Genomic DNA, 23,688 nt, shown 5'->3' with positions numbered 1-23,688 from the left:
GTTTTTTTTTACTTTATTGTCAGAACATTCTCGTGTAAAATATAGTACAGAAATATAACAAGGGGGGAAGCTACTAAGCGTCCACATGTCAATGAATATGAAAGATATTGAATTTCAGTCTGCTAGCTACAATCAGTGGAAGGAAGAAGCGGTAAAAGCTTTAAAAGGAAAACCGTTTGAATCCCTATTCACAAAAACGATTGAAAACATTACGCTTGAGCCACTATATACACAAGAAACATTATTGGAGAAGCTGGGGGATCAATTAGAAAAGCAAGTATCAACGATTCGCTCGCTAACTGAGTCAGCAAGTTTTACTGTTGCACAGCAAATTAATGGGGCAGATGCTGCAAGCTTTTTTGCAAACCTAGAAGAAAGCTTATTACGCGGCAACGAAATGATTACTATCTACAGCCCTGTTGCTTTTGATTGGTCAGAAGAAAATTTAAGCAAACTCGCTACTTATTTTTCTGAAAATTCATTTAAAGTTACAGTGAAATCTTCTGAAGATGACGTGTTACGTGTATTTGATTATATAGATAAATCAAAACGTGCAGCTGTAAAAGGATTCATTGTTGCACCAGAAGCCATTTTGCTGGCTGACTATCCAAACGTCCGTACATATGCGGCCGACACAGTTCCGTTCCACAATAATGGCGCAAATGCAGTTCAAGAGGTTGCTATTGCATTAGTACAAGCTGCTGAACTGGCTAAAGATATGGATGATTTCAAAGAATTTGAAAATAAATTTTTCGTGCAATTTGCTGTCGATACACAATTCTTTGCAGAAGTCGCAAAAATCCGTGCATTCAAAGTGTTATGGAAAGCGTTTACTTCAGCATTTGGTCATGAAGCAAGTGCAGTACCGGTAGTAGCTGAAACATCTGTACGCAGCTTCTCAAAGTATGATGTATACGTAAACTTATTACGCGCAGGAAACGAAGCATTCTCAGCGGCAATCGGTGGTGCCGATGTAATTACAGTGCATCCACATGACGCATTAACAGCACTGACTGGCCAATCTGTCCGTATTGCACGCAACGTATCCCTTGTTACAAAAGAAGAGTCTCATGTAACAAACGTAATCGACCCAGCTGGTGGTTCATACTTTATCGAATCATTGACAGCTGATTATGTAAAAGAAGCATGGGCACTGTTTTTAGAAATCGAAAAAGCAGGCGGATTACACGCTTACGGAATCGATGCAAAAATTGAAGAAGTTTATAATACAAGAATCGCGCAAGTGGAAACACGTAAGCATTCTTTAATTGGTACAAATATTTATGCAAATCCTGTAGATGAAATCCCTACAGCTGTAAATGCTCAATTTGCTGATGTGAAGCGCATTGCACTTCCATTTGAAAATTTGCGTGCTAATTTTGCTCAAGCAGGATTAAAGCCAGCTATTTTAACATTTGGTGAGCTGAAAAACTATAAGCCGCGTGCTGATTTCGTACAAGGCTTCTTTGCAACAGCAGGAATTGTGGCACATCAAACTGCCGGGTTCCAAACAATTGAAGATGCTGTGCAGTGGTTAGAAAGCGCGGAATATGATTATGTGGTTGTTGCAGCTACTGATGATGATACAAAGGCCATTTTACCGACACTGCTACAAAGTAAAAAAGCAAATGTCGTAATAGATGTTGCTGGTAAATTCAAAGATGATGAAGCAGCATGGACTGCGAACGGCTTAAACGGCTTTATTTTTGCAGGTCAAAATATTGTTCAGAAACTAAATGATGTCGTGACGCGTGTGAAGGAGGTACAACAATGAGTAAAGCAAATTTCGAATCCGTTGTAATTGAAGATGTGCTACAGGCGGAACAACTTACTTCTACAGGCTCATATTTAACAAATGAAGGCATCGAAGTAAATTCGGTATACAATCAAGCGGATAATCAACAAGCTAAACATTTAAATGATGTGGCAGGTATCGCGCCTAATACGCGTGGACCATACCCTACAATGTATGTTGCTCGTCCATGGACAGTTCGTCAATATGCAGGCTTCTCGACAGCAGAGGAATCAAATGCGTTTTACCGTCGTAACCTTGCGATGGGACAAAAGGGATTATCTGTAGCATTCGACTTAGCAACACACCGCGGTTATGACTCAGATCATCCTCGTGTAACAGGGGATGTCGGAAAAGCCGGAGTGGCAATCGATTCTGTTGAAGATGCGAAAATTTTGTTTGACGGAATTCCGTTGGATCAAATGTCGGTATCTATGACTATGAATGGTGCTGTACTACCTGTATTGGCTTTCTATATTGTGGCTGCAGAAGAACAGGGCGTTTCACCAGACAAATTGGCAGGAACGATTCAAAACGACATTTTAAAAGAGTATATGGTGCGTAATACGTATATTTACCCACCGGCTATGTCGATGAAAATTATTGCCGATATTTTCGAATATACAGCGAAATACATGCCAAAATTCAACTCGATTTCTATTTCGGGCTACCATATTCAAGAAGCTGGTGCGACGAATGATATCGAGCTTGCTTATACATTGGCTGACGGTTTGGAATATGTACGTACGGGATTAAAAGCAGGTATTGATATCGATGCATTTGCACCACGATTATCATTCTTCTGGGCTATCGGTATGAACTACTACATGGAAATCGCGAAAATGCGTGCAGCACGTCGTATTTGGGCACAAATGATGTCTACATTTAACCCGAAAAATTCAAAGTCTCTTGCACTACGTACACACTCGCAAACATCAGGCTGGAGTTTAACGGAGCAAGATCCATTCAATAACGTAACGCGTACATTAATCGAAGCGAATGCAGCAGCGATGGGGCATACTCAATCACTTCATACGAACGCACTCGATGAAGCAATCGCCTTGCCAACAGACTTCTCGGCTCGTATTGCACGTAATACACAGTTATTCCTGCAAGAAGAAACGGGTATGACGAAAGTAATCGATCCATGGGGCGGTTCGTATTATGTTGAAAAACTAACAGAAGAACTGACAGAAAAAGCATGGGAATTAATCGAGGAAATTGAAGGGCTAGGCGGTATGGCAAAAGCGATCGAAACAGGTCTGCCAAAAATGAAAGTTGAAGAAGCTGCGGCAAAACGCCAGGCAAAAATCGACTCAAAAGCAGAAACGATTGTTGGGGTTAACAAATATCGTCTTGCTGAAGAAGACCCGATTGATATTTTAGATATCGACAATGCAATCGTTCGTGAAGCACAAATTGCACGACTTGAAAAAATGAAGGCAACACGTGATGAAGCGGAAGTGCAAAAACATTTAGCCCGTCTTACAAAAGCAGCTGAGGATGGCTCTGAAAACTTATTGGCGATTGCTGTAGATGCAGCTCGCGCACGTGCATCATTAGGTGAAATTTCTGATGCGATTGAAGCGGTATCAGGTCGTCATAAAGCGATTATCCGTTCAATTTCAGGGGTATATTCAGCAAACTTCTCAGATGATGAAATGATTGCTGAAGTAAAACAAATGACAGAAGACTTCCTAGAAGCAGAAGGCCGTCGCCCACGTATTTTAGTAGCGAAAATGGGACAAGACGGACATGACCGCGGTGCGAAAGTTGTTGCAACGGGATATGCCGACTTAGGCTTTGACGTAGATATTTCTCCATTGTTTATGACGCCTGAAGAAACAGCTCAAATGGCAAACGAAAACGATGTTCACTGTGTTGGTGTTTCTTCACTTGCAGCAGGACATAAAACATTAGTGCCTGAATTAATCGCGGAACTGAAAAAACTAGGTCGCGAAGATATTATCGTTATTTGCGGCGGGGTTATTCCAGCTCAAGACTACGATTTCCTATATGAAGCAGGTGCTGTAGCCATTTTCGGTCCAGGTTCAGTAATTCCGGTTTCAGCAATGCGTATCATTGAAGAAATTTACAAGAAGCTAGGCTATGAGGAAGTGGCGGAATAATGATGCCACATCAAGACAAAAGTGCTTTATTTGTCATGGATGGCGTGAAGGGTGGTCATGATGGTATGAGCTATTCAAACCCAAAGAAATTCAGGAAAAAAAAGCAGGAAGCGCTTGATATTCAACAGTTAGCAGGGGAAGTTCGAGCAGGTGACCGTACATCGCTTGCAAAAGCCATTACGCTTATCGAAAGCTCGAACAATACCCATAAAGAAGACGCGCAAAAGCTGTTACAAGAGCTTTTGCCGCATACAGGCAATGCGATTCGTATTGGCATTACGGGTGTTCCAGGTGCAGGCAAAAGCTCATTTATTGAAGCGTTTGGTACAATGCTTTGTAAAATGGGGAAGCGCGTAGCCGTGTTGGCGATAGATCCTAGCTCGTCACTTTCAGGTGGTAGTATTTTAGGGGATAAAACGCGGATGGAAGAACTAGTGCGTCAAGAAAACGCATTTGTTCGTCCATCACCTAGTGCCGGGACATTAGGCGGTGTCCATAAAAAATCTCGAGAGACAATGCTTTTATGTGAAGCAGCTGGCTATGACGTAATTTTAATAGAAACAGTCGGTGTCGGACAAAGTGAAACGTATGTACGCGGCATGGTCGATTTCTTCCTACTGCTCGTATTGACGGGTGCAGGCGATGAGCTGCAAGGTATGAAAAAGGGCATCATGGAGCTTGCGGACGGCATTATCGTCCATAAAGCGGATGGTGACAATGTTCGCCCGGCACGTCGGACAATGCAGGAATACAAACAAATACTTCACTTCTTGCAGCCATCCACACCAGGCTGGTTAAGTACAGCTTTAACTGTTTCTTCAATGGAGAAAAAAGGCCTGGATAACGTTTGGGCGATGTTAATGGAATTTGAGCAGACCGTGAAGGAGTCCAACTATTGGAATCTCCGACGACATAAACAAACACGTGATTGGTTCCATTCGATGATTACCGACCATTTAATCGATTCGTTTTATAAAAATTCGGATCGAAAAAAGCAAGTACGTTCACTTGAGGATGAAATTTTGCATGGACGTTTAACCGTTACACAAGGGGTCAATGCATTATTTGGTGAAGAAGACAATAATAAATGAATCAACAGTCTTTGCACATCTTTCGTAACCTTGCTATAGTAAAAAGGAATATTGAAAGGGGCTAAAAAGCTTATGAACATGGATTATGATTTATTTATGCAACAAATTACAACGACTGCACGTGCGGAAATGGAAGCAGCTGGCTATGAACAACTGCGCACTCCGGAAGAAGTAGAAGCAGCGTTTGCTCGTAAAGGGACTACACTTGTAATGGTGAATTCTGTATGTGGCTGTGCAGGCGGTATTGCACGTCCAGCAGCAACACATGCTGTACATTATGATAAACGTCCGGATTATTTAGTAACAGTATTTGCTGGTCAAGATAAAGAAGCGACAGCAGCTGCTCGTTATTATTTCGGTGAAGATCACATTCCATCATCACCATCATTTATCTTATTAAAAGATGGTCAAGTTGTTGGAGAAGTTGGTCGTTTTGAAATCGAAGGTCATGATCCAATGAGTGTTGTAACAAACCTACAAGGACACTTCGAAGAGAACTGCGAAGAAATCTAAGCGATTATTTTAAGTGGACGGGTGTCATAATGTGCACCCGTTACACTTACTATAAAAAGGGGGTACTACCGATATGAAAAAATTTTCAATCGGCTATCGTACACTGAAAACAGCGCTTGGAGCTTCTATCGCGATAGCAATTGCCCAGTATTTTGATTTACAGTTTTTTACGGCGGCCGGAATTTTAACGATTTTATGTATTCAACCAACTAAACGAAAATCTCTCCATGCAGTTTATACGAGAGTCGTTTCCACATTGGTTGGTATGACATATGCATTCATATTTTTCGAAATATTCGGTTATTCACCGATCGTTTTGGGGATTGTTTTACTTCTATTCATACCTACGATCGTATCATTGCGGGTTGTGGAAGGCTTTATCTCGAGTTCTGTCATTATGATGCATATTTTTTTAACTGCTGATTTTACAACCGATTTACTATTAAATGAATTGGGATTAATGGCAATTGGTTTTGGCGTCGGGGTAGTTATTAATATGTACATGCCTGATATACAGCATGGCCTGTTTTACAATCGTGAAAAGATTGAATCATTATTAAAGAAAATACTGGCGGAAATTGCCGTGTATTTACGAAATGGTGATACGTTATGGGATGGTAAAGAAATTATTGAAGCAGCAAAGGTGATTGAGGCGGGGAAAGCGCTAGCGTTCAAAGATGTCGAAAACCATTTAACACGTAAAGAAAATATATATTATGTGTATTTTGATATGCGTGAAAAGCAGCTCGAAATTATTGAACGTGTGTTGCCTAAAATAACAACACTACCGGTTATGACCGAGCAGGCGCCACTTGTTGCAGCATTTATAGAAGACCTTAGTGAGCATGTTCACTCGGGAAATACAGCAAGTCATTTTTTGGAGAAGTTGGATAAAGTGAAGGAAGAGTTTGCAAAAATGCCGCTGCCTAATGACCATGAGACGTTTATTGCGATGGCATCGTTGTATCAGTTTATTGAGGAAATGGATGCTTATCTTGTTATAAAGCAATCATTTAAAGGTATGAAATAAAAAAATGGATGTACGAAACATCCATTACATGATTGCTGCTACGCCCATTGCCACAGTTGAAATTAACATAATTACAACCATTGAATAAACGACGATCTTTTGGAATTTTTTGTTGCTCATTGTTTTCGCTCCTTCATAATGAACTAATTTTAGTTTAACAAATCTGAAGGAATTCTCAAGTACTATTGAATTACCTCATAGAAATTTTATTATAAGGGAGTCAAACATCGTGGAAAAAGTTGATCATATTGGTATTGCTGTACGCAATATTGAAGAACGTATTACATATTACACAGAAACGCTAGGTTTAAAGCTTTTAAAAATGGAAGAAGTAGAATCTCAGCAAGTGAAAGTAGCGTTCATTGATGCAGGAAATGTGAAAATTGAGCTTCTCGAACCGATGAGTGAAAAGAGTGCGATTCACGGCTTTTTGGAAAAGCGTGGAGAAGGCATTCACCATGTTGCTTTTGGTGTAACGGGGATCCGCGAGCGCATGGCAGAATTACGTGAAAAAGGTGTAAGACTGCTGTCGGACGAGCCAGGCCCAGGTGCTGGTGGCGCAGAAGTGGCGTTTTTACATCCTAAAGACTCATTTGGTGTACTTTATGAATTATGTGATAAAAGCGGAAAAGGGGATAAATAACGATGACAATTACGATGGATATGTTTGATAAAATTAATGAGCTATATGACCGCAAAGAAGCAATCCAGCTTGGTGGCGGCGATGCACGTATTGAAAAGCAACACGAAAAAGGTAAAATGACTGCCCGCGAGCGAATCGAAATGTTATTGGATGAAGGATCATTCGTTGAGATTAACCCATTCATTACACACCGTACTGTTGACTTTGGTATGGGGAAATTAGAGGGACCTGGTGATGGTGTTGTTACAGGTTTCGGTAAAATTAATGGTCGTAATGTTTATTTATTCGCGCAAGATTTTACTGTATTTGGTGGAGCACTAGGTGAAATGCATGCGAAAAAAATCGCTGCAGTTATGGATTTAGCTGCTAAAAACGGTACACCATTTATCGGTATTAATGATTCAGGCGGTGCGCGTATTCAAGAAGGTGTACTTTCTTTAGATGGATATGGCCACATTTTCTACCGTAACTCAATTTATTCAGGTGTTATTCCGCAAATCTCAGTAATTATGGGACCATGTGCTGGCGGTGCTGTTTATTCACCAGCAATTACGGACTTCATCTTAATGGTTGATAAAACGTCTCAAATGTTTATTACAGGTCCAAAAGTAATTGAAACAGTTACAGGTGAGAAAATTTCTGCTGAAGGTTTAGGTGGATCAAAAGTGCATAATGCGGTTTCAGGTAATGCCCACTTCCGCGCTGAAAATGAAGAAGCAGCCATTGCACAAATTCAGCAATTACTATCTTACTTACCGCAAAACAATAAGGAAAAAGCACCGAAGCAGCCAGCTCCAGAAGGCGACAACTTCCGTTCAGAGCTTGTTGATGTCGTTCCGATCGACCAAACGAAATCTTATGATGTTCGTAAAGTAGTAGAACAAGTGGTAGATGAAGGAACATTCATGGAAGTGCAAAAAGAATTTGCGAAAAACATCGTAGTTGGTTTTGCACGTATCGCGGGTGAATCAGTAGGATTAGTTTGTAACCAGCCGAAGTTCTTAGCAGGTGGACTTGATATCGATTCATCTGATAAATTAGCTCGTTTCGTTCGTACATGTGATGCATTTAATGTTCCAGTTATTACATTCGAAGACGTATCTGGTTTCTTCCCAGGTGTTAAGCAAGAGCACGGCGGAATTATCCGACACGGCGCGAAAATTCTTTATGCATACTCAGAAGCAACTGTACCGAAAATTACGGTTATTTTACGTAAAGCATACGGTGGCGCATATGTAGCATTAAACTCAAAAGCAATTGGCGCAGATTTAGTGTTTGCATGGCCGAATGCTGAAATCGCGGTAATGGGTGCTGCTGGTGCAGCGAATATCATTCACGCAGGTGAAATCGCGAAATCTGCAGATCCAGACGCTACACGTGCAGCGAAGATCGAGGAATATAAAGAAAAATTCGCTAACCCATATGTTGCCGCATCTCGCGGTATGGTTGACGATGTAATTGATCCTCGTGAAACGCGTATTAAGCTAATCCAGGCATTGGATATGCTTTCAACGAAGCAAGAAGACCGTCCGTATAAAAAACACGGCAACATTCCACTATAATTTTGACTGTTTAAAACAGTATGGCACCAGCTCTTTATTTTATAGAGGGCTGGTGTTTTTGTTTAAAGTGGGTGAGATGACCGAGCAAGGATTCCGACCAACAAATAAGCGGAGATTTTCCGGCTATTTTAAAGATGGCACTGATTTTGGCTTAAATAAGGGGAAGTTTTCCGTTTATTTAGTGAAAAATTCCCTATATTTATGTTTTTCAGAACAATAAGCGGAATTACTCCCTCTATTTGAGCGATAAAGTATATAATTTTCCAAATAAGCGGAAATTCTCCGTCTATTAGATTCATCACCATAAGTTGGGGATGACAAAATTGAAAAAATAAGATTTTCTAATGAATTGCGTTCTGCTGTTCTACGGGGAAAACGCGTCGAGCAAGTGTTTTTGAAGCGCGCGTCCGTTGTACTCCGTTCCGGGCGGCGTGGCTCCAAAGCTTTTGTCAAAAAGTTTTGCGACGAAAGCGGCAGCGACAGGAGCAACTATTTTCCGCGCACGCTTAATCGCTAAGGAGTCCAGTATTTTGGGCGGCTCACCCTTCGCTCCATGTCACTCTGCTTTGGCGTAACGTAAATTTCTGCAAAAATGAAGATAATAAAACTTAGCATTTCTGCTCTCTGCCGCCTCGCGATAGCGCAAGCGGCTTGATTAGGTGTTTTTTACTTCACTTTATAACGAGGGTGAAATTTTGGGATTGGTGGGCCTCGCAAACGGCAATAAAGGCAGTGATAAAGACACGTGGCTTTAGCGCTGTCTTGCCGCAGCCCACCAATCAAGTGGAATTTTATTAGAAAAGCAACCCCATGTTATGGTCGTCTATTTTCCAAGCATCTCTGATTACCATTTTTGAAGAAGGGAGTTAATTTATGAGAAATACAATCATCCGTAAATGGACAAGTGATTGGAATAAATTATATGAGGAAGAAGCAAGGCGGCTAAAGGATATTTTCCAGGAAGAGTTAATTCAAATTTATCATATTGGAAGTACAGCTATTCCGACTATAGGCTATGCAAAACCGATTATCGATATTGTGATTGGACTTTCAAATATTGATAAGACTGTACTTTATGATGAAAAAATGTGTCAACTTGGCTATGAAGTACGAGGTGAAAACGGCATAACAGACCGTCGTTATTATACAAAAGGTGGTCATAATCGAAGCCATCATGTGCATATTTATCGTGCTGGTCATGAAAATATAAATAAGCATTTACAATTTAAATATTATTTAATGAATCATCCTGAGCAAGCACGAAAATACGGACAATTGAAAATAGAACTTGCAACTAAATTTCCAGATGATACGTCCAGTTACCAACAAGCTAAAGAAAGTTTCGTAACCGGGCTAATGGAAGAAGCACAGGAATGGTCGATTATTAAAAAATCCTATGGATACATAACAAGAATGACAGAGGCAGAGACTCAAATTCTAGTATTTCAGCATCCGGTAAAGAAAGCAGGTATTCAAATTCCTAAAGGAACCGTAAAGCATAGGGAGCTGCCTGTTGATGCAGTGAAGCGAGAAATGGAGGAGGAAACGGGGTTAAGCAATTTCCCCGACATTCATTATCTGATTGACGATTTCTGGGAAAATGATGATGGCGTAATTCATCACCGATACTTTTATCGGTTAAATATAGATGAGACTCAAGATGAATGGAACTATGAACCAACTGGTGGTGGAGCAGAAGATGGTAAGGTATTCCGTTTTTTCTGGGTTACACCGGATGATGGGAAACTGCTCATTCGAGGTCATGCGGATTATTTTCCGTTAATATCATTAAAAAAGCACAATTTGGGGTGATGGATTGAAATTAAAAGAGGTTATCAATTTTTTGTTGTATTCGGCGATGATCGGCTTTATCGGCTACTTTTGCCATCTTTTATCAGAACTGTTTATGGGCATGCTTTTATTCATTGCAGCAGATGCACCACCGGGAGATATATCGAATAGTGGACGGCTGTTTTATATTGCATTCTATACATTGGGTACTTTACTTGTGCAATTTGTTTATAGTGTTATTCACTGGTCCATTGCATCGTTACTAAAAATACCTTTCCCGAAACGACTAGTTATTCTGTTGAATATAGTTGTCGGTATTTTGATAGCTGGTTCATTAATATATAATTTTGTTATAAATAACGGCAGTTTTTTGTAAGGCTAGTCCACAACGTTCGGGATATTGACTGGAACTCTTTGTTTTACCGGTTCTTTTTCGTAAGGATGCTCGTGCTCAGCAAATAGAAAAATGGCCCCTTGCTCAATTCCGTGACCATAATGCGCGACTTCCTCTTGTGTAAGCTGCAAAATCCGCAAGCTCACTTCATATACATTTTGACCTGTAATTAAGCTAATCATCTGATCCATCCAATTGCCGGCAGCGTGTATGTTGATTTCGGTATACATTTTTAAAGAATGAAGAGGACGGATATCTTTAGCAAATAGATGGATTTCATGCTCAGAAAAGCCATGCGCACGAATAATATTAAGCTTTGCCAATGCTTCGTCAACTGAATATACTAACCCGATTTCACGTCGATACTCCATCATTGTCACCTCTTTTTTTTCATTGTAATGGATTTTTTAATGAAGTGGTAGTAATAACAAAATGAAATCATACTATTAAAAATATAAAATGCAGAAAATTCGAAACTTATACCACTTTCAATCCGTAGATCATAAAAAGGGAGGTTTTTTTTGATGGGGAACTATTCCATTCGTGATTTTGTGAATAAAACACAGCAAGACCAGCTGGAAAATGATTTTTTTGAACTGGAAACAGAGCGCGTGCTAGAGGTGAATTTGAACGGGGAAGTATGGTCAAAAATGGGCGCGATGATTGCGTATGTTGGTTCCATTAAGTTTGAGCGTGAGCGGATGCTTGAGCATGGTATGTCAAAAATGTTTAAAAAGGCGCTGACGGGTGAGGGTACACAGCTGATGAAGGCAAAAGGTAAGGGGCGCCTCTATTTAGCGGACCAAGGGAAAAAGGTGACAATCTTTGATTTACAAAATGAAAGTTTATGTGTCAATGGCAACGACTTGCTAGCTTTTGAACCTACTATTCAATGGGATATTCATTTAATGCGTAAAATAGCCGGAATGATGGCAGGCGGTTTGTTTAATGTGACGCTAAAAGGTAAAGGGAAAGTAGCGATTACTACCCATTTTGAACCATTAACATTGATTGTAAAGCCTGGTGAGACGGTTTATACCGATCCGAACGCCACAGTAGCTTGGTCTGGTAACTTAAAGCCGGAATTTGTAACAGATATTACATTTCGTACGCTAATTGGCAGAGGGAGCAGTGAATCAATTCAAATGGCGTTTTCAGGAGAAGGTTTTGTAATTATTCAGCCGTTTGAGGAAGTGTATTTGTCGTCAGAAAGTTAACGAAGTAAAATTTACAGCAATGTTCGAAGGAGTAGACCTATGTTTTTAAAAACGATCAAATTAAAAAAAGATCAAATCCCTAATTATAGTGAGTACCCTTTTTCCATTCCATTTATTCGTCATATGAATGAGCTGGATGTCGATGTACCAGTTACTTTTTTTGTTGGCGAAAATGGTGCAGGAAAATCAACATTACTCGAAGCGATTGCAGATCAAGTCGGCTTCAATCCAGCAGGGGGCAGTACACAAAATTATAAGGCATATGAGGTGCATGAAGCTGAATCTGCGCTTGGAGAGTTTGTGAAACTTTCATGGTGGCCAAAAGTGACAAACGGCTTTTTCCTGCGTGCCGAAACATTTTATCAGTTTGCTTCCCACTTAGATGAAACCGATATGAACGGCTATAAAGCATATGGGGGGAAATCGCTTCATCATCAATCTCACGGGGAATCGTTCTTTTCACTTTTTCAGCATCGTTTTACAGAACAGGCCATTTATTTACTAGATGAGCCGGAAGCCGCGTTGTCTCCAGCCAGACAGTTGGCTTTTTTGACATTATTAAATGACTTAGTTAAAGAGGGAAATGTACAGTTTATTATTGCGACACATTCTCCGATTTTACTAGGGTTTCCGAATGCAGTTATATACCAATTTGACGAACACGGCATCGAGCAGGTTGAATATGAACAAACGGAGCATTATCAAATTACATCCTACTTTTTGAAACACCGGGAGAAAATGCTGAAAGAGCTTTTTGAAGAGGAAGAGGACTAGAAGGTAAGTTTATATTATAGGAGGCGGTAAGTATGGAATGGCAGCAATTGCACCAACTTTCGGAAGAGTATCAATTACAGTTGCTTGAAGCAGATAAGCTACATAAAAAAATCGAAAATGTGGAAAAACTTCTCTCCCATGCGAAACGGGAAATAGATCGACATCAGCTGGATCTGCAAAACGCACGCCAACAATTAAATAAGCTAGAGAACTTTTCTTTTATCAACTTATTCCGTGGTTGGTCAGGGAAAAAGGATGAGTTGATGGAGCAAAATCTTGACCGTGTTGCAGTCATAGAATTAAAGCTTACAGAAGCTCAATTAACATATGAGGATTTGCAGGACGATCACGTCGAACTGATTGATAAATTAAATGGGATTAATGAACCTTATGTGGGGCAGCAGTTAAAGCAAATTAATGATCAAAAGCAGCAATGGCTACAGCAACATGCAGCACATGTCGCAGCTGAGCTTACGAGTATTACCGAACAGGAGCTGTTATGCAGACAGCTAATGAAAGAAATTAAGGAAGCGATTGACGCGGGGAACCATGCGTTAACAAAGCTAACAGACGCCGGATATGCGCTAAATGATGCGAAAAGCTATTCTACCTGGGATACGTTTTTAGGCGGAGGATTTATGGCTACGATGATGAAGCACGATAAATTGAAAGAATCTAATAATTATTTACATGGTGCGCAAATTGCTTTACAACGTTTCCAAAATGAACTCCTGGATGTGAAGGAAATACGCCAGGATGCCCTCATTATTGATACGGACGGTTTTGTCATGTTTACCGATTACTTCTTCGATAATATTTTCACCGATTGGTCGATCCATTCAAAAATTACGACATCTATGAATCAAATTTCACGCGTACAGGATGATGTCGCAAATACAATTAGTGAGTTGGAGCAAAAGCTGGATATCGCATCACGAAAAGAAGCAGCGCTCATAAAACAGAAAGAAGCAATACTGAATGCCGATGATCTTTCATTGTTTTTTCAAAAATAGAGGCGTAAAATAAAGCGTAAACTTGTTTAGTTAAAAGGAGTTATGGAATATGAATCGTTTAGTAGAAGAGTTTTTACAATTAGTGCAAATTGATTCGGAAACAAAGCACGAAGAAATCATTGCACCTGTATTAGTAGAAAAATTGGAGCAAATGGGCTTTGAAGTATACCAGGATGATGCGCATACACGCAATGGTCATGGGGCAGGCAATATTATCGCTACATTAAAAGGCGATGAATCAATCGAACCAATTTATTTCACAGTACATATGGACACAGTTGTACCAGGGAAAGGGATTAAGCCTGAAATTCGAGAAGATGGCTATATTTATTCTGATGGCACGACTATTTTGGGCGCGGACGATAAAGCAGGTATGGCAGCATTATTTGAAATGGCACGTCGTTTAAAAGAAAAGAATGTCGCACATGGTACGATTCAATTCATTATTACTGCCGGTGAAGAAAGCGGCTTGGTCGGTGCAAAGGAACTGGATCCATCGAAAATTATAGCGAAATACGGTTTTGCTGTAGACAGTGACGGAAAAGTAGGCGGCATCGTTGTAGCAGCTCCTTTCCAGGCAAAAGTTTTTGCAAAAGTAATCGGTAAAAAGGCACACGCAGGTGTTGCACCGGAAAAAGGAATTTCAGCAATTACGGTAGCTGCCAAAGCTGTTGCTCAAATGAACCTTGGGCGTTTGGACGAAGAAACAACAGCAAATATCGGTCGCTTTGAAGGTGGACAGGCGACAAATATCGTATGTGATGAAGTAAATATTTTAGCTGAAGCCCGTTCAATCGATGAAGCAAAATTAAATGCTCAAACAGCACATATGAAAGAAACATTCGAGCGTGTCGCAAAAGAAAACGGTGCACGTGCAGAAGTGGAAGTAAAATTAATGTATCCTGGTTTCCGTGTAACAGAAGATGATCAAGTGGTGAAAATTGCAAAAGCTGCAGTAGAGGCAGTTGATCGCACACCAATGTTAGGTATTTCAGGAGGCGGTAGTGATGCGAATGTCATTGCAGGCTTTGGAATTCCGACAGTAAACTTATCGGTAGGCTATGAGGAAATTCATACAACGAACGAAAGAATGCCGATAGAAGAACTGGAAAAGCTGGCCGATTTATTAGAAGCCATTATTATCGAAACGTCGAAATAAGAGGTGAGCATATATGGGATTTGAAAAAGCAGTCGTATTTTTATGCGGGACAGAAGAGTATGCCGTACCAGTTGAGCAAGTTGTCTCTATTGAAAAATTGGAGCGCGTAACACCTATACCGCACTTACCGAATTATTTATTAGGTTTTTCACGGATTCGTGGGGAGCTTACACCGATCATTGATTTTCAGACTATCTTATACAACCGTCCAACAGATACGAAAAACTCAAAAGTTATCGTATTAAAAACGGAAATGATAAACTACGGTCTTTTAGTAGTAGATGCGAAGGAAATTATTGATTTTGAAGAGGGCGTTTTAAAACAGCTAGGCCTTGTTAATTATAATAAAACGAAATATTTTACAGCTGTAGCGAATTTGGAGAACCGCATGATTTCCTGTGTTGACCCAAGTATTCTCGTTCATTCACTTGAGGGCATGCGTGAAATTATTGACTATTTACAAAAGATGCTCGCAGACGAACAAACGAACGTATAAATGAAAGTACATGTTTTACCGAAAAAAGGAGCGTATCATCAAATATAATGATAGCTCCTTTTTTCACTTTAAGGGAATGGTCTTTTTCTTTTTAAATTGTTTTAAATAGGCGAATCCCGCAAAGCCGAAAACAATAATCGAAATAATGGCCAACGTTAGCACGATATTGTCTTCTACCCAAGGAATGTTTCCGAGTAAAAAACCTCCACCGAGCCAGACGACTGTCCAAAGTGTGGCACCAATAAAGTTGTAACGTAAAAAAGTGGAGTAGGATAACCCGGAATAACCGCATATAAAAGGAGTCATCGTTCGCATTAATGGAACAAACCGGGAAAAAGTAATGGCAACACGGTCATATTCCTCTAAAAATTTTAACGCTTTTTCGTTCGTTTCTTCAGAAATGAATCGCATAAAAAGGTTACGCCTTTCCGGGATTGTCCGAACGATTTTACCGATTAAGTAATTGTTGCTATCTGCAAGTGTTGTTGCGACAATAAATATAATCAGTAATGTAATTAAATCAAGCTTTCCAATCGCAGCTAATGTACCGCTCGTAAAAACCGTACTGTCTCCCGGCAGGAACGTTAATATGACAAAGGCAGTTTTTGAGAAAACGACCGCAAATAATAGTACGTAAATATATAAGCCGAGTTCTTTTATGTAATAAAAAATGACCTGATCGATTTCCCGTAAAAATTGAATGATATCAAGTAGCATGTATTGTTCTCCTATCAATAGGATTAGTAAATTCAAGTATAACGGATACAGGCATTTTTATGTTATAAAAAGCATCGGAGAATAAATGAGTGAGGTGAGAGAAGATGAACAATCCAAAGCAACCTAAAATAGACATACCAAAAACGAGATCGGAATGGGTAATGGATATTATTGGCTATGTGGCATTGGCTGTTATGATTGCCATTTTAGTGATGAACTGGCGTGACATGCCAAATGAAGTTCCGGCTCATTTTGACGGCAGCGGGACTGTTGATCGTTGGGGCTCTAAAATGGAACTTATAATATTACCAGGCATTGCTATTGCATTGCATTTCTTTTTAATGGTATTTGAAAAATTTCCTCAGTCACATAATTACCCTGAAAGATTGAACGAATCCAATCGTGAAGCCTTCTATCAAAACAGTCGCCAAACATTAAATTATATGCGAAATATAATTAATATATTATTTGCCTACATCGTATACCGGAGCGTTGCTATTGCATTAGGTGATGACGCTGTAATTGGCTGGCCGTTCTTTGTAATTCTGATTGTGCTGTTCATCGTACTAATTTGGAAGATGATCAAAACTAGTAAGATAAAATGATAGTTTCTAATGTTATGCTCCTAAAAGGGTTAAACTTAAAAAAGCGCATTCGATTTAGTCATCGAATACGCTTTTTTGCTAGTTTGCTGTTTTATTGACACTTTTCACAAATTACACGGTTTGCCGTTCTGGCAATGGCATGATCCATTCTTGACACAAGCATTTTCTTTTCAGTAGGCATTGTAATATGTGCGATAAAACGGTCACCTTCTTCAATTTTATTTGCGCAGTTTGTGCAGATGAGTAGTCTCGGTGTAAATAGATCCTTGATTTTATTTACCATTTAGATCAACTCCAGTTTTTCATGTTGGGCCATTCTTCACTAAGTCTACAATGATTAATGTAAACCTTTTTGTACTTTATAATTTTTTTATAATTAATTACAAATTTCATCGTTTCGTTCGTCTATATAAATAAGAGAGGTGAAAGACATGGACTTTGATGAGTTGTATGGGCTTCATTTTCATAAAACATATCAATACATACGGTATATGGTATCCAATGCACAACTGGCTGAGGATTTGACGCAGGATACTTTTTTACGGATTTATAAATCTAATACAGAAAACGTCGCTAATTTTCAAACCTATATAAGGCAAGTCGCCCGAAATCTTGTTTATGACTATTACCGGAAAAAAGCATTAATTCAATGGCTACCATTTAAAAGTGCTCCGGAACAGCAGGAGTTCGTTTATGTGCCACATGAATGGCTAGTGCAGGAGGAAGCAAGGAAGCAATTATACGAAGCACTTCAACAATTAAAGCCCGTGCAGCGTGAAGTGATTATTTACCGCAAAATTGAAGAGCTCTCGATTCAGGAAACATGTGACATTATGGGTTTAACAGCTATGAAAATAGCCAATACACAAAGAAGTGCAATGAAAGCATTGCAGCATATTTTGGGAGGTGAAATCGATGAAGCATGATGAACGATTACAAGAGTTAAACAAAATCCCCGAAAATGAACGGTTAAAACAAACGATATTAAACAAAATAAAAGATCAACCAGTAAAAGAGTCTATTTCATTGAAACCTCTGCGAGAATTGCTCGTCATTGCATCAATTTGTTTCATCGCCCTATTTTTATTTTATACATCCAGTAATCAAATAAATCAGGCAGCTTCAGGTGAAATTGCTAAAATCACCTCGTATAAATATCTTGGAGAATCGCAATTTAGAGGGAAATCATCTTCAAATTATATGGGTGTAGAAAATATAACAACCCCCAGTATTGTGACTTTATTTGAAAATTTAGAGGAACTTCCGACAATCACAGCTCCTGAAAAGTATAATCATCATCATTATGATATTGTCGTTTTATATAAAAACGGGGAACAGCATCAATATGAATTGGCAGGGAATTATTTATATGATATTAAGCAAGAACTGTATTACCCCGGATATGAAGAGTATCCAACGGCGATTTATTCAGATTTATTTGATGCGCATTATAAAATTCAGTTTCCGATTATATGGATTGCTGTAGCAGTGCTTCTGATGAATGGCTTTACTGCCATTTATTATAATCGCAGAAAACTTTATAGACCAACTAAAATTCGGGGCTTAGGGGTTTCTTTAACAATTAATTTAACTATTTTAGCTCTGCTTTTTTGGTATCATAATACAATCGGACCGTTGTATAAACCGCTTTTAATACTATTAACAGTTGGTTACGGCTTTAGTATGTGGCTACCGATGAAACGGCATATTACAAATTTGAATATTTTAAAAGTGGAAAAGTATAAAATTTTGCTTATTGTTTTGCTTTTTATCAGCTGGATAGTTACGTACTAACAGAAAATATCTTAAATGTACTCAATCGGAGGGACAGTAGAAAGTCTTTCCGTTGGGTACTTTTTTTATAAACTACTTAATTATAGAGGAAATGGTTAATATCAAATATATGACAAAAATTGTAAATTTATAAAATTGCTAAAGTGAAACGGTTTTGTTACGAATGCCGCTATTTTTTAAGCTTTTTTATTACTCTTAAACCTTAAAATACGATGACAAAAACAATATTATTTGTTAAAATATTCTTATAATTCAGAATAAATTTGGGGGTGTTGTTTTGTATATGGACTATCAACTAAAGGAAAGGTTTGGTGAGTTTTTTTTACAAAGGAACTATAAAATAATCTATGAAAATACTTCCATTACATTTCAGAAACTTGTATCTTTTGAAGAATTTTTAAAACTATCTATTAAGTTTAATAATGGTGTGAGTCAATATAATTGTATCGCATCCAATATTATTCATGGCTTGTACCGATATATATGGGTTGATGACGCACAAACGAAGGCGGTAATAATAGCTTTTGATGAATACGATATCATTCAGGGACTATATTTTAGACTGTTTGAGACAACATATACAATGAGTGAACAAATAAGGACAAAGAATACATACAGGATGCCGATTACGGATGAATGGTTTGTTTTTTGGAATGGCACGCAAGAATATTTGAACTACCATTATTCATTTGAACAAATAAGATATGCATATGGTTTTGCGAAATTAGTTAATAATCAGACATACAGAGGTTGCCCACTAAAAAACGAAAATTATTTTGCCTTCGGAGCTGAAGTTGTAGCTCCTGCTGATGGAACTGTTGTCCAAGTAATGGATTCGATAAAAGACAATATACCAGGCGAAAGAGATGAAGAGAATATTCTAGGTAACTATTGTATTATTGCACATGAAAAGAATGAATTTAGTATGATTGCTCACTTAAAAAAGGATTCGATTTGTGTAAACATAGGGGACCATGTAAAGACTGGGGACCTATTGGGTTTATGCGGGAACTCAGGCTACTCCTCTGAAGCTCATATCCATTTTCAAGTGATGAATCATGCTAATTTCATGCAAGCAAAATTATTGCGCATTCAATTTTCGGATGAATCTGACCTTATTCAAGGGGAAATATTGAAGCCGAGTTAAACTATCTTTCTATAATTACTGTTATAAATAAGTCTCCATTACAAATAAAATCCCACCATATAGATAGTGTCGACTTTTATTTAGAAACCTGTTCTAAATTTTAAGGTACAGTACCGAAATGGTGGTTTTTCTTTGTATTAATATTTATAAAGTAAATACTTTCGTATGTATACGTAAATTTCTCTTTCAAATAGCAATCTTAAATATATTAAAATATCCTATAGAGAATTTAAAAAAATTTGGAGGATGTAATAAAAATGATACAGTTATTGGGATGGATTTTATTATGGGGGATCCCGATCCTATTGATTTGGAGCATTGTTTTAAGTATTATCCGATTTGTTAAAGAGCCTAAATTAGATCATTTTTTGGAACGGATATTATTGTTTATTGGCTTAATTTATTCTTATATTGTGAATTCTCTTGCTGCGTGGTTTGGTCTCATATCTTTTATTATGGGAATCTTAGGTTATCTAGATGGAACAATTATTGGTCCGACCATCTGCTTACTATTTGGAGTATTTTTAATGTATTATTTTTTCCCTCGATACAATATGCCGGAATGAATTAGCAGAACACAGGTTTAAGGTTGCTATTATAGTTATCCAAAGATAGAAAATTTCTATATTACTTAAAGAAGAATCCTGCAGAATGTCGACAAAAGGTCCGAGAAACCTTATGTCTTTTTATTATAAATTTTAAATAGGTGCTTAGCAGGAACAAGTTGTTCACGTTCATTAATTACTAGTCATCGTAGATATCGTATCTCACTTTATTTAAAGCGGTGAATAAGTTGATTGGAATGCAGGGACCGTGACTCCACTGGGAACAGCAAAATTTATTTTGCGACGAGTAACCGCAGGAGCAATTATTTATGCGACGAGTAACCGCAGGAGCACCGCGCGGAAGATCCACTAACTAAATTGTGCCTGCCGTTGTAGGCACAATTTAGTTAGCTGGATCCGTGCCCGGGGAAAGCATCGGTCCCGGAATGGAAATTTACGGTTTAATATTAATATCATTATAAAAAACATTTTTAAGAGTTTGTCTCAGTCTCCCCTGTTTTCTTAAACAGGGTTTTTGTTCTGCAAATATACTCCTTATTAGAATTACATCAATATAAAAATATATTAATTTTTGGAATCTTTTTTAACGATTTTTTCGTACATTAAAAGTGGAAAGGAAATGGAGGCAGCAAAATGGAGAAAACAAAGAAATTGATGGTCGGTATTTCCGCAACAGCACTTTCATTAACCTTGGCTGGGTGCGGGACTTCGACAAACAGTTTACCGCCAAAGCCTACTGATAAAAGCTGTAATGATTGGGACTGGTCAGAGGAAGATGGTGTTTGGCGATGTGATGAAAGTCGCTCAGGCTATTATGGGGCGTACTATTATGGCGGCAGGTACTATAACAATAAATCGGCACTACATAGTAACAGTAATTATAACAGTTATAAAAACAGTTCAAGTTTTAAAGCCACTCAGTCCAGCTCTGGGTTTGGTAGTGGTACAAAAAGTTTCGGTGGATAGGAGAGACAAAAAAGCATGAATGGATATTTGAATTTTTTATCATATCTCGGTGTATCATTGGGTTTACTTATAATCGGTATGGTACTGTTTGCGTTAAGTACGCCAAAGATTAAAGAGTTTCAGTTGATTTCACAAAAGAATGTAGCAGCCGCTATGCTGTTAGGCGGGAAAGTAGTAGGACTAGCGATTGTATTAGGTGCAGCTGCCGAATATTCGATTTCGTTATTGGATATGGCGATTTGGGGTGCAATCGGAATAGTGGCGCAAGTAATTGTATTCTTTGTTGCAGAACTAATAACAATTCGCTTCAGTATTCAAAAGGCGATTGAAGAAGACAATCGTGCAGTTGGGACGATGTTATTATCTCTATCCATAGCGGTTGGCTGGATTGTAGCAAAATGTATATCTTATTAGTCTGAGGAGAGAAAATATTGAAGCGGTTAATTTACTATATAGATAGAGGAAATGGACATTTCGAGCCATTTTATGAATATACGGAAACTAATGTTGGGCCGGATGAATTTTATGCGCGCCAGCTTTGCTCTTATTTTATTATGCGCGGTACACAGTATGAACTTATATCGAATGAAATGGAAGATGAAATGGAAGTGCTCGTTTTAAAAGAGATCGGGCGCAATTTATCAGGCGAGGATGAGCAAAGTTTCCGCGAACGGGGCATTCATATTGAATTCAGAAGCCCGAACGAACGTGAAAATTACCGTTTGTTCGGACGTATTCCTTGTGATACGCACTTTGAAGTGATCCGCTATTTACTAAAGGATATTGTGGATATTCCCGAAATCGGGCAAATGCTTGTTACTTCTACCGAAATTGATGAAGACCGCGGTGTGTATGTAATTTACGCAACAGAGTTGAAAGTGGGCTGAAAAATTTCATGACTAACAGGGAGCGACAACAGTTTTATTCGAATATAGAACATTTTTGGGCGGATTTATATAATGAAGAATACGCACTTTACGATCTATATGAAGTGAAAGAGGTAGAAGTTAAAAAAATTCGGTTGGCGACGGAATGTGTTGGGAAAATCTTTTTTAAGGTGGCTCACTTGTTGCGAAACATTCCGGATGAGGCATTACTTGAAATGGGCTACCCAAAAGAAACACTGCATTTTCTCCGTTTGAAAACCCTGGATGCTGAAAGTGTCATTGCCCGCTTTGATTTTATTCCGCATGAAGGCAGCTATAAGTGCATCGAAATGAATGCTGATACGCCAACATTTATTAAGGAATTGTTTGTTGTAAATGAGCATATATGCAATGCGTTTGGCATGGAAAATCCGAATGCTGGAATGGAACCATTATTAAAAAGCACAATCCGGAAAAGTGTAGCCCAAAGCATCTTTTCCCCTAATGCCCATATCGTTTTCACCGCACATGACCAAAATATAGAAGACTATTATACAACGCTTTACTTAATGCAATTTGTACCTCACGCGAAATTTACGTCACTGTCACAACTACAAATTCAAAGAGGTATTGGGTTGTTTGACGAGAACGGTAAGCGGGTTGATCTGCTTTACCGTCCTACTTTCCCGATTGAAAATCTGCTAATGGACGAAGATGATGAACAGAACAAAATCGGATTGTGGCTATTAGAGCTTGTCGAGCAAAACCTGTTGACCATACTTAACCCGCCGTCCGCTTTTTTACTGCAAAATAAGGCGGTGCAGGCGGTCATTTGGGGATTACATGAGGAACGAAATGCCTTTTTTACAGCGGATGAGCATGAGTGGATTGCTGAATATTTTCTGCCGACCTATTTGGAAGAACAACCTTTTATTGAAAAAGGGATGCGCTATGTAAAGAAACCGGTATTTGGACGTGAAGGGGATACGGTCGAAATATATGACGCAGGTGGGCAGCTCCTAAAAGAGGATAAACAAAAATCGTATCTTCAATATCCGAAAGTTTATCAGCAATATATCGAGCAGCCAAAAACAACTTTCCAAAGTGAGAAGGGTACACAAACAGGAGAACTATTAGTCGGCAGCTTTCTAATAAGTGGAAAGCCTGCAGCAAACGGTTTACGGGTAGGTGGGATGATTACAAATAATCTTTCTTATTATTTGCCAATAGGAATGAAAAAACGGTAATTCGCTAGCAGAGTTAGTTTATAGAACTGTTCCAGGGGCGGCATTTGCCAAGAGATGCGATTAGGAATGGGGCCATTAGGCAATATACACGTTAAAAGCTTAGCGAAATTTTGCTAAGCTTTTTTAAAGAGATGAGGGAGAATGCTTCTGATTTATCGAAGAGGTGAAAGCATGTC

Annotated in this window: 27 protein-coding genes; 23 read left to right on the top strand and 4 right to left on the bottom strand. The window is 38.8% G+C overall.

Features of this window, described 5'->3' with window-relative positions; translation table 11 throughout:
* The first annotated feature begins 91 nt into the window (after nt 1-91).
* The 5 genes from MHH95_RS15435 (at nt 92) to MHH95_RS15415 (ending at nt 6,555) form a co-directional block, all read left to right on the top strand.
* Nucleotides 92-1,774: a methylmalonyl-CoA mutase family protein gene (locus MHH95_RS15435; RefSeq protein WP_340728313.1), complete on the top strand. Its 1,683-nt coding sequence runs from the start codon at nt 92-94 to the stop codon at nt 1,772-1,774.
* Nucleotides 1,771-3,921, top strand: a complete 2,151-nt coding sequence (scpA, locus tag MHH95_RS15430; RefSeq protein ID WP_340728311.1) for a methylmalonyl-CoA mutase — start codon at nt 1,771-1,773, stop codon at nt 3,919-3,921. The genes MHH95_RS15435 and scpA overlap by 4 nt, the downstream gene beginning before the upstream one ends.
* Entirely contained in the window at nt 3,921-5,012 is a 1,092-nt protein-coding gene (meaB, locus tag MHH95_RS15425) for a methylmalonyl Co-A mutase-associated GTPase MeaB (RefSeq protein WP_340728310.1), read from the top strand. Before scpA ends, meaB begins: the two co-directional genes overlap by 1 nt.
* Nucleotides 5,013-5,084: 72 nt before the next feature.
* A complete protein-coding gene (locus MHH95_RS15420) occupies nt 5,085-5,525 on the top strand; it encodes a BrxA/BrxB family bacilliredoxin (RefSeq protein WP_191699952.1) in 441 nt (146 codons plus the stop codon).
* 73 nt (nt 5,526-5,598) lie between these two features.
* On the top strand, nt 5,599-6,555 hold the full coding sequence (locus MHH95_RS15415) for an aromatic acid exporter family protein (RefSeq protein ID WP_340728309.1): 957 nt from the start codon (nt 5,599-5,601) through the stop codon (nt 6,553-6,555).
* Between the two features lie 24 nt (nt 6,556-6,579).
* Here the strand turns inward: MHH95_RS15415 and prli42 are convergent, their stop codons facing one another.
* Nucleotides 6,580-6,675: a stressosome-associated protein Prli42 gene (gene prli42, locus MHH95_RS15410; RefSeq protein ID WP_008404197.1), complete on the bottom strand. Its 96-nt coding sequence runs from the start codon at nt 6,673-6,675 to the stop codon at nt 6,580-6,582.
* Nucleotides 6,676-6,784: 109 nt separating this feature from the next.
* Between prli42 and mce the strand changes: the two genes are divergently transcribed.
* The 4 genes from mce (at nt 6,785) to MHH95_RS15390 (ending at nt 10,927) form a co-directional block, all read left to right on the top strand.
* Nucleotides 6,785-7,198 carry a methylmalonyl-CoA epimerase gene (gene mce / locus MHH95_RS15405; protein ID WP_336046916.1) on the top strand — a complete coding sequence of 138 codons (414 nt, stop codon included), beginning with the start codon at nt 6,785-6,787 and terminating at the stop codon, nt 7,196-7,198.
* A 14-nt stretch (nt 7,199-7,212) separates the two neighbouring features.
* A complete protein-coding gene (locus tag MHH95_RS15400; protein ID WP_340728780.1) occupies nt 7,213-8,760 on the top strand; it encodes an acyl-CoA carboxylase subunit beta in 1,548 nt (515 codons plus the stop codon).
* 873 nt (nt 8,761-9,633) lie between these two features.
* Nucleotides 9,634-10,572: a GrpB family protein gene (locus MHH95_RS15395; RefSeq protein ID WP_340728308.1), complete on the top strand. Its 939-nt coding sequence runs from the start codon at nt 9,634-9,636 to the stop codon at nt 10,570-10,572.
* 4 nt (nt 10,573-10,576) lie between these two features.
* Complete coding sequence (locus tag MHH95_RS15390; protein ID WP_340728307.1) at nt 10,577-10,927, top strand: hypothetical protein; 351 nt, start codon at nt 10,577-10,579, stop codon at nt 10,925-10,927.
* Between the two features lie 2 nt (nt 10,928-10,929).
* On the opposite strand, the gene MHH95_RS15385 is transcribed toward MHH95_RS15390, so the two are convergent.
* On the bottom strand, nt 10,930-11,319 hold the full coding sequence (locus MHH95_RS15385) for a general stress protein (protein WP_340728306.1): 390 nt from the start codon (nt 11,317-11,319) through the stop codon (nt 10,930-10,932).
* A gap of 150 nt (nt 11,320-11,469) precedes the next feature.
* Between MHH95_RS15385 and MHH95_RS15380 the strand changes: the two genes are divergently transcribed.
* From MHH95_RS15380 to MHH95_RS15360, 5 genes are read left to right on the top strand one after another with little or no spacing between them, the layout of a single operon-like run.
* Nucleotides 11,470-12,162, top strand: a complete 693-nt coding sequence (locus MHH95_RS15380; RefSeq protein WP_340728305.1) for an AIM24 family protein — start codon at nt 11,470-11,472, stop codon at nt 12,160-12,162.
* Between the two features lie 39 nt (nt 12,163-12,201).
* The gene (locus MHH95_RS15375; RefSeq protein WP_340728304.1) at nt 12,202-12,936 is read left to right on the top strand and encodes an AAA family ATPase; all 735 of its coding nucleotides are present in this window, start codon (nt 12,202-12,204) and stop codon (nt 12,934-12,936) included.
* 32 nt (nt 12,937-12,968) lie between these two features.
* Entirely contained in the window at nt 12,969-13,949 is a 981-nt protein-coding gene (locus MHH95_RS15370) for a hypothetical protein (protein WP_340728303.1), read from the top strand.
* Between the two features lie 49 nt (nt 13,950-13,998).
* Nucleotides 13,999-15,108, top strand: a complete 1,110-nt coding sequence (locus MHH95_RS15365) for a M20/M25/M40 family metallo-hydrolase (RefSeq protein WP_340728302.1) — start codon at nt 13,999-14,001, stop codon at nt 15,106-15,108.
* Between the two features lie 13 nt (nt 15,109-15,121).
* Entirely contained in the window at nt 15,122-15,604 is a 483-nt protein-coding gene (locus MHH95_RS15360; protein WP_340728301.1) for a chemotaxis protein CheW, read from the top strand.
* A 63-nt stretch (nt 15,605-15,667) separates the two neighbouring features.
* On the opposite strand, the gene MHH95_RS15355 is transcribed toward MHH95_RS15360, so the two are convergent.
* Nucleotides 15,668-16,321 (bottom strand): DedA family protein, encoded by a 654-nt coding sequence (locus MHH95_RS15355; protein ID WP_340728300.1) that lies wholly within the window; start codon nt 16,319-16,321, stop codon nt 15,668-15,670.
* Between the two features lie 104 nt (nt 16,322-16,425).
* Between MHH95_RS15355 and MHH95_RS15350 the strand changes: the two genes are divergently transcribed.
* Nucleotides 16,426-16,926 carry a DUF1648 domain-containing protein gene (locus MHH95_RS15350; RefSeq protein WP_340728299.1) on the top strand — a complete coding sequence of 167 codons (501 nt, stop codon included), beginning with the start codon at nt 16,426-16,428 and terminating at the stop codon, nt 16,924-16,926.
* Between the two features lie 91 nt (nt 16,927-17,017).
* Here MHH95_RS15350 and MHH95_RS15345 read toward each other — a convergent pair whose 3' ends face one another.
* Nucleotides 17,018-17,209, bottom strand: coding sequence for a hypothetical protein (locus MHH95_RS15345; protein WP_340728298.1), 192 nt, complete (start codon nt 17,207-17,209; stop codon nt 17,018-17,020).
* Between the two features lie 148 nt (nt 17,210-17,357).
* On the opposite strand from MHH95_RS15345, the gene MHH95_RS15340 reads away from it, so the two are divergent.
* From MHH95_RS15340 to MHH95_RS15305, 8 genes are all read left to right on the top strand, one after another.
* The gene (locus MHH95_RS15340; protein WP_340728297.1) at nt 17,358-17,852 is read left to right on the top strand and encodes an RNA polymerase sigma factor; all 495 of its coding nucleotides are present in this window, start codon (nt 17,358-17,360) and stop codon (nt 17,850-17,852) included.
* On the top strand, nt 17,842-18,720 hold the full coding sequence (locus tag MHH95_RS15335; RefSeq protein ID WP_340728296.1) for a dehydrogenase: 879 nt from the start codon (nt 17,842-17,844) through the stop codon (nt 18,718-18,720). The genes MHH95_RS15340 and MHH95_RS15335 overlap by 11 nt, the downstream gene beginning before the upstream one ends.
* A 283-nt stretch (nt 18,721-19,003) precedes the next feature.
* Nucleotides 19,004-19,867: a M23 family metallopeptidase gene (locus MHH95_RS15330; protein WP_340728779.1), complete on the top strand. Its 864-nt coding sequence runs from the start codon at nt 19,004-19,006 to the stop codon at nt 19,865-19,867.
* 257 nt (nt 19,868-20,124) lie between these two features.
* Nucleotides 20,125-20,433 carry a hypothetical protein gene (locus tag MHH95_RS15325; RefSeq protein ID WP_340728295.1) on the top strand — a complete coding sequence of 103 codons (309 nt, stop codon included), beginning with the start codon at nt 20,125-20,127 and terminating at the stop codon, nt 20,431-20,433.
* Nucleotides 20,434-21,066: 633 nt separating this feature from the next.
* Nucleotides 21,067-21,399, top strand: a complete 333-nt coding sequence (locus MHH95_RS15320; RefSeq protein ID WP_339212760.1) for an aminotransferase yhxA — start codon at nt 21,067-21,069, stop codon at nt 21,397-21,399.
* Between the two features lie 15 nt (nt 21,400-21,414).
* Entirely contained in the window at nt 21,415-21,813 is a 399-nt protein-coding gene (locus MHH95_RS15315) for a DUF350 domain-containing protein (RefSeq protein WP_191699936.1), read from the top strand.
* Nucleotides 21,814-21,830: 17 nt separating this feature from the next.
* Entirely contained in the window at nt 21,831-22,286 is a 456-nt protein-coding gene (locus MHH95_RS15310; RefSeq protein ID WP_340728294.1) for an RNA helicase, read from the top strand.
* 8 nt (nt 22,287-22,294) lie between these two features.
* Nucleotides 22,295-23,512 (top strand): glutathionylspermidine synthase family protein, encoded by a 1,218-nt coding sequence (locus tag MHH95_RS15305; protein ID WP_340728293.1) that lies wholly within the window; start codon nt 22,295-22,297, stop codon nt 23,510-23,512.
* The last annotated feature ends 176 nt before the right edge of the window (nt 23,513-23,688 follow it).

Origin of the sequence: Solibacillus sp. FSL K6-4121 (genome assembly GCF_038002585.1) — a bacterium.
In the GTDB taxonomy this organism is placed as follows: domain Bacteria; phylum Bacillota; class Bacilli; order Bacillales_A; family Planococcaceae; genus Solibacillus; species Solibacillus faecavium.
Note: the sequence above shows the minus strand (reverse complement) of the source record. Positions and strands in the feature narration are given on the sequence as shown.

Coding starts and splice junctions, on each gene's coding strand:
- MHH95_RS15435 (WP_340728313.1), top strand. CDS start 92: ATGAATATGAAAGATATTGAATTTCAGTCTGCTAGCTACAATCAGTGG.
- scpA (WP_340728311.1), top strand. CDS start 1,771: ATGAGTAAAGCAAATTTCGAATCCGTTGTAATTGAAGATGTGCTACAG.
- meaB (WP_340728310.1), top strand. CDS start 3,921: ATGATGCCACATCAAGACAAAAGTGCTTTATTTGTCATGGATGGCGTG.
- MHH95_RS15420 (WP_191699952.1), top strand. CDS start 5,085: ATGAACATGGATTATGATTTATTTATGCAACAAATTACAACGACTGCA.
- MHH95_RS15415 (WP_340728309.1), top strand. CDS start 5,599: ATGAAAAAATTTTCAATCGGCTATCGTACACTGAAAACAGCGCTTGGA.
- prli42 (WP_008404197.1), bottom strand. CDS start 6,675: ATGAGCAACAAAAAATTCCAAAAGATCGTCGTTTATTCAATGGTTGTA.
- MHH95_RS15400 (WP_340728780.1), top strand. CDS start 7,213: ATGGATATGTTTGATAAAATTAATGAGCTATATGACCGCAAAGAAGCA.
- MHH95_RS15395 (WP_340728308.1), top strand. CDS start 9,634: ATGAGAAATACAATCATCCGTAAATGGACAAGTGATTGGAATAAATTA.
- MHH95_RS15385 (WP_340728306.1), bottom strand. CDS start 11,319: ATGATGGAGTATCGACGTGAAATCGGGTTAGTATATTCAGTTGACGAA.
- MHH95_RS15380 (WP_340728305.1), top strand. CDS start 11,470: ATGGGGAACTATTCCATTCGTGATTTTGTGAATAAAACACAGCAAGAC.
- MHH95_RS15375 (WP_340728304.1), top strand. CDS start 12,202: ATGTTTTTAAAAACGATCAAATTAAAAAAAGATCAAATCCCTAATTAT.
- MHH95_RS15370 (WP_340728303.1), top strand. CDS start 12,969: ATGGAATGGCAGCAATTGCACCAACTTTCGGAAGAGTATCAATTACAG.
- MHH95_RS15365 (WP_340728302.1), top strand. CDS start 13,999: ATGAATCGTTTAGTAGAAGAGTTTTTACAATTAGTGCAAATTGATTCG.
- MHH95_RS15360 (WP_340728301.1), top strand. CDS start 15,122: ATGGGATTTGAAAAAGCAGTCGTATTTTTATGCGGGACAGAAGAGTAT.
- MHH95_RS15355 (WP_340728300.1), bottom strand. CDS start 16,321: ATGCTACTTGATATCATTCAATTTTTACGGGAAATCGATCAGGTCATT.
- MHH95_RS15350 (WP_340728299.1), top strand. CDS start 16,426: ATGAACAATCCAAAGCAACCTAAAATAGACATACCAAAAACGAGATCG.
- MHH95_RS15345 (WP_340728298.1), bottom strand. CDS start 17,209: ATGGTAAATAAAATCAAGGATCTATTTACACCGAGACTACTCATCTGC.
- MHH95_RS15340 (WP_340728297.1), top strand. CDS start 17,358: ATGGACTTTGATGAGTTGTATGGGCTTCATTTTCATAAAACATATCAA.
- MHH95_RS15335 (WP_340728296.1), top strand. CDS start 17,842: ATGAAGCATGATGAACGATTACAAGAGTTAAACAAAATCCCCGAAAAT.
- MHH95_RS15330 (WP_340728779.1), top strand. CDS start 19,004: ATGGACTATCAACTAAAGGAAAGGTTTGGTGAGTTTTTTTTACAAAGG.
- MHH95_RS15325 (WP_340728295.1), top strand. CDS start 20,125: ATGATACAGTTATTGGGATGGATTTTATTATGGGGGATCCCGATCCTA.
- MHH95_RS15320 (WP_339212760.1), top strand. CDS start 21,067: ATGGAGAAAACAAAGAAATTGATGGTCGGTATTTCCGCAACAGCACTT.
- MHH95_RS15315 (WP_191699936.1), top strand. CDS start 21,415: ATGAATGGATATTTGAATTTTTTATCATATCTCGGTGTATCATTGGGT.
- MHH95_RS15305 (WP_340728293.1), top strand. CDS start 22,295: ATGACTAACAGGGAGCGACAACAGTTTTATTCGAATATAGAACATTTT.